The 3495-nt window shown below is 59.8% G+C and carries 5 protein-coding genes; 3 read left to right on the top strand and 2 right to left on the bottom strand.

Features of this window, described 5'->3' with window-relative positions; translation table 11 throughout:
* The 3 genes from BMG07_RS40145 to BMG07_RS40155 form a co-directional block, all read left to right on the top strand.
* Window positions 1-89, top strand: an 89-nt coding sequence (locus BMG07_RS40145; protein ID WP_198087535.1) for an acyl-CoA dehydrogenase family protein, incomplete at its 5' end; no start/stop codon positions are given.
* A gap of 534 nt (window positions 90-623) precedes the next feature.
* A complete protein-coding gene (locus tag BMG07_RS40150; protein ID WP_198089138.1) occupies window positions 624-1292 on the top strand; it encodes a glutathione S-transferase family protein in 669 nt (222 codons plus the stop codon).
* A gap of 297 nt (window positions 1293-1589) precedes the next feature.
* Window positions 1590-2594 carry a LacI family DNA-binding transcriptional regulator gene (locus tag BMG07_RS40155; RefSeq protein ID WP_198089139.1) on the top strand — a complete coding sequence of 335 codons (1005 nt, stop codon included), beginning with the start codon at window positions 1590-1592 and terminating at the stop codon, window positions 2592-2594.
* A 96-nt stretch (window positions 2595-2690) separates the two neighbouring features.
* Here BMG07_RS40155 and BMG07_RS40160 read toward each other — a convergent pair whose 3' ends face one another.
* On the bottom strand, window positions 2691-3311 hold the full coding sequence (locus BMG07_RS40160; RefSeq protein ID WP_269759889.1) for a FadR/GntR family transcriptional regulator: 621 nt from the start codon (window positions 3309-3311) through the stop codon (window positions 2691-2693).
* Window positions 3311-3448, bottom strand: a complete 138-nt coding sequence (locus BMG07_RS40165) for a hypothetical protein (protein WP_198089141.1) — start codon at window positions 3446-3448, stop codon at window positions 3311-3313. The genes BMG07_RS40160 and BMG07_RS40165 overlap by 1 nt, the downstream gene beginning before the upstream one ends.
* Between the last annotated feature and the right edge of the window lie 47 nt (window positions 3449-3495).

A 3495-nucleotide genomic window follows, 5' to 3' on the forward strand; every position in this document is an offset into this window, starting at 1 on the left:
AGCGCATCTACCGCGACGTGCGCGTGTGCCAGATCTATGAAGGCACGTCGGACATCCAGAAGCTGCTGATTCAACGCGCGCTGGCTTAGGGACTGTTGAAATGCGGAGAGCGCAGTGAAATCAGACCCGGCTGCTCGGGGGTGCTCGGTCGTACCTACGATTGCTTCAGCGAATCTTTCATGCGCGAGTTTGGAGAAAGCAAGGTGTTAGAAATCCCGAGGACCATGAAACCCAGTGACGATGCTAAGAACTTGGCCAAACTCCTGAGAGCCTCACTGGTTGAAGCTCTCTCCGCAGAAAATGTTGGTGGGGGATACCCGATAAAGGTATCACCACGGTCGCTTCATCAGCTCGAATCCGTCATACGTGTTTGCTGCTTTGACAGGGTTGCATGGACGCTTGAGTTCGCCTTGGAGACCATTGGCGATGGAAGGGCGCGCGACGTTGATGTCGTTGTCTCTCTAGGCTTCCTGATCCAGAGCCATAAGTCTGGCGGAGAGCTTGCGACAACCGTTCATGAGGAAATGGGACGAGGCACTTCGAACTCCGTCGGCAGGTCGGTAGCCATGAGCAATTCAAAAGGAGTCGCTTTCGGTCGCAGATGAGGCGGAGAGAATACAGAAATGATCACCTTGCATCATTGCGTCAGTGCGCGGTCATTCCGGCCGCTTTGGGCACTCGAGGAAATTGGCGTTCCTTACGAATTGAAGATGCTTCCATTTCCGCCGCGAGCGCTAGCCCGCTCGTACCTGGACATCAATCCACTAGGCACTGTCCCCGCCTTTTCCCAGGACGGCATCCGTATGACGGAGTCGGTGGCCATTTGCCAGTACCTCGCGGCACAGTACTCAGCCGGCAATCTGGACGTCAGTGTGACCGAATCAGACTACGGCGCTTATCTCAACTTCCTTCATTTCGGAGAAGCGACGTTGACTTTCCCGCAAACGCTCGTCTTGCGATACACCCATTTCGAGGTGGGGGAGCGCCGACAACCGCAGGTCGCCGAAGACTATGGCAAATGGTTTCTGGCGCGTCTGCGAACACTGGACCCTCTGCTCGCGAAGCAGGAGTATCTTTGCGCTGGCCGGTTCACCGCAGCCGATATTTCGGTCGGCTACGCGCTTTTACTTGCCCAGCACTTGGGGTTGGACAAACGATTCACGCCAGCCGTGTCGACCTACTGGGAACGCTTGCAGGCGCGCCCCGCATACCAAGCCGCCATGTCGGCACAGGCGGCTGCAGCCAGTGCCCAGGGCGTAGCGACAATTCCGTCGCCCGACATCCGGCCTTGAGAGCGAAAGTCTCGCAGCTTCCAGGTCGGCGCCAGTCGAGGCGCAGGCCCGGACGGCGCCATCGAGCATGCCTAGGTTCGCAACGACTTCCATGACTGAACCACCCCTCCCATCAATGAGAGCAAAGCGCGTTCGAGATCCTGTTTGAAGTCGTATCGAAGACTCTCCGATTCGGGTAACTCGACCACTTGAGCGTCAACCGGCGGCGCCCGCGTGATTGGATACCATAGGGCACACCTCGCGCAGCAAAAAAACGCAACTGCGTTTGCCGACACCACCTTTCGCCGCAGATCTGTCATGACTGTTTTTCGCGCCACCAAGTCCGCCACGCTGCATGACGTGGCGCGGGAAGCCGGGGTGTCGCTTATTACGGCGTCCCGCGCTCTAAGCAACCCCGCTGTCGTGTCCGAAGGCACAATCGCCAAGGTCCAAGAGGCCGTGCAGCGTACGGGCTACATTCCCAACCTGCTGGCCGGCAGCCTGAAGTCCAAGCGCAGCTTGATGGTCGCCTGCCTGGTGCCGGCGATTTCGGTGGCACAGTTTCTGCCAACCGTGCAAAGCCTCACATCCTCTCTCGACGCCGCTGGCTACCAGGTGATTCTGGGCCAGACCGGCTACGACCACGCACGCGAAGAGGCATTGATCAACACCATGATCAGCCGCCGCCCCGACGGCATCGTGGTCACGGGCCTGGTGCATTCCACCGCTTCGCGCGAACAGCTGCGCAACGCCGGTATTCCAGTCGTGGAAATGTGGGACTTGAGCGATCGGCCGGTGGACATGTTGGTGGGCTTTTCGCACATCAAGGTTGGCAGCGCGATCGCGGGATACTTCTTGAGCAAGGGGTGGCAGCGCATAGGTATCGCTACCGGCGATGACCATCGCGGTGCCCTTCGCCGCGAGGGCTTGCTCGCGACCCTCGGGCGCGACGTGCCTACCGCCGTGGTGCCCGCGCCCAGCAGTATGGAACTGGGCCGCAGGGCCTTGAACGAACTGCTGCGGCAGGACCCGACCCTGCAGGCCGTGTATTGCAGTTCCGATCAACTGGCCCAAGGGGTGCTGGCTGAGGCTCAGGCGCGGGGGCTGCGAGTGCCGGGGCAGTTGGTTGTGTGCGGATTCGGGGATGCCGAATTTGCTGCGCACATGCAGCCTTCATTGACCACCGTGCAAGTGGATGGTGCCGTCATCGGCAGTACCGCCGCGCGGCTGATCCTGGACAGGTGCCGCGGTGTCGCCATTGCACAGCCCATCGTGGACGTCGGCTTCCGAATCGTCGAGCGAGAGTCGACTTCCCAGAGCTGAGGACGATTTGAATACGCGATGTGGGGCCGCACCGATGTCTCATTGAGTTGATGACAAGCGGGGCTTGGTCTAGGGGACTCCGCAGGGTTGTGCAATCTAGTCTCGGCGGAGATCCGCGACGGTAGTCTCCAGCGAGATCGCAAGGCGGCGTACGCGGCTGTTTGCCAGATGAAGTCGCATGGCCGCGCGGGCACCCTCGGAGTCGCGTCTGTCTATTGAAAGAAGAATTTCGCCGTGTTCGCTCATCTCCTGGAGCTCCCAGGTGACGCGTGCATTCATGGCGTGCATGCGCTGGAAAACGGACAGCGAAACCATCGCAGCGCTCATGGCTTCCAGCGCTGACAAGTACTGCGGGCTATGCGCACCCTGCGCAATCCTCAAGTGAAAATCCAGATACGCTAACGCTCTGACGTTCTCGTCCGGCAGGTCGGTTTGCAGTACGTCATGTGCGTTCCGAATGTGATTGAGATCACTTGCCGAGCGGCGCTGGGCAGCCAACGCAGCTGCTTCTGACTCCAAGCCGACGCGGAGTTCGAGTATGTCGAGTGCAAACTGAAGTCCGACAAGATGGCGAGGGCCTTGCGTGCCGGGCGCGTTGCCATGGCCTGTGCCGCTGACAAAAGAGCCCGACCCTTGGCGAGATTTGATCCAGCCGCCAGCTTTCATTCTTGAGAGTGCATCGCGAACGACGGTGCGGCTCACGCCGAATTGTCCCATCAAGGCTGCTTCGGTCGCAGCTTTTCACCCTCTCGAATCAGCCCCGCGAGAATGCGACTTTCGAGCGCTTCGACCAGGGTGACCGCAAGATCGCGGCGCTTGCGTCCACCACCGCCGCAATCAAGCTGTTCAAACACTTGAAGTTCAGGTCACGGGTGCCGGATTGAACAGCACCAGGGCGTTA

It is taken from the genome of Variovorax sp. E3 (assembly GCF_016082275.1).
Taxonomy (GTDB): Bacteria; Pseudomonadota; Gammaproteobacteria; order Burkholderiales; family Burkholderiaceae_C; genus Variovorax.

Bases quoted from the DNA above. Each gene is read 5' to 3' on its own strand.
- BMG07_RS40155 (WP_198089139.1), top strand. From the start codon at position 1,590: ATGACTGTTTTTCGCGCCACCAAGTCCGCCACGCTGCATGACGTGGCG.
- BMG07_RS40160 (WP_269759889.1), bottom strand. From the start codon at position 3,311: ATGGGACAATTCGGCGTGAGCCGCACCGTCGTTCGCGATGCACTCTCA.
- BMG07_RS40150 (WP_198089138.1), top strand. From the start codon at position 624: ATGATCACCTTGCATCATTGCGTCAGTGCGCGGTCATTCCGGCCGCTT.